Annotated in this window: 1 protein-coding gene and 1 pseudogene; one reads left to right on the forward strand and one right to left on the reverse strand. The window is 54.4% G+C overall.

The window, feature by feature from the left end:
- A partial coding sequence (locus G6N73_RS36260; protein WP_165034616.1) for an isochorismatase family protein occupies window positions 1-233 on the forward strand: 233 nt, incomplete at its 5' end.
- Window positions 234-309: 76 nt separating this feature from the next.
- Here the strand turns inward: G6N73_RS36260 and G6N73_RS36665 are convergent.
- Window positions 310-515: pseudogene (locus tag G6N73_RS36665) on the reverse strand (DUF4336 domain-containing protein); the annotation flags it as partial.

Below are 515 nucleotides of genomic sequence, written 5' to 3' on the forward strand. Positions count from 1 at the left end.
CGGAATTTGGTGTTGGTGAATTGGTTCTGTGTGGCGTGAACACTCACGCCTGTATTCGAATGGCCGCGATAGACGCCCATCAACGGGACTTCCGCGTCGTCTTGGCAGAGGAATGCATCGGCTCCTACCACGAAGAGCACGCGCGCGTTTCGCTGGATTACATGAATGGAAAAATTGCCACGGTGGCGACTGTTTCCAAGATCATCGAGGCTCTCAGTCCGATTAGGCTGTGATAGACTCTCGCGAACCAAACTTCCGAAAAGGGATGGAGAGCGGAGATCGCACTTATCTCGTGCCGCAAGGGACAAGCTACCGTCCGTAGGGCGGTGTTTCGAATATCCTTCGGATGACCTTGTCCGCATCCGCATCAAAGCAGCGGCCATGACTGAGCACGATTCGCTGCGGCTGCCATGAGTGGATCCTTTCGATTGCAGCCTTTGCCTTCCGTCGCTGCACGAGTAGCGGCAGCCTCATACCGAAGAATATTTGACCTCTAGGATGATACATCCCAGTGA

The sequence above is a fragment of the Allomesorhizobium camelthorni genome, assembly GCF_011045125.1.
Taxonomy (GTDB): Bacteria; Pseudomonadota; Alphaproteobacteria; order Rhizobiales; family Rhizobiaceae; genus Allomesorhizobium; species Allomesorhizobium camelthorni.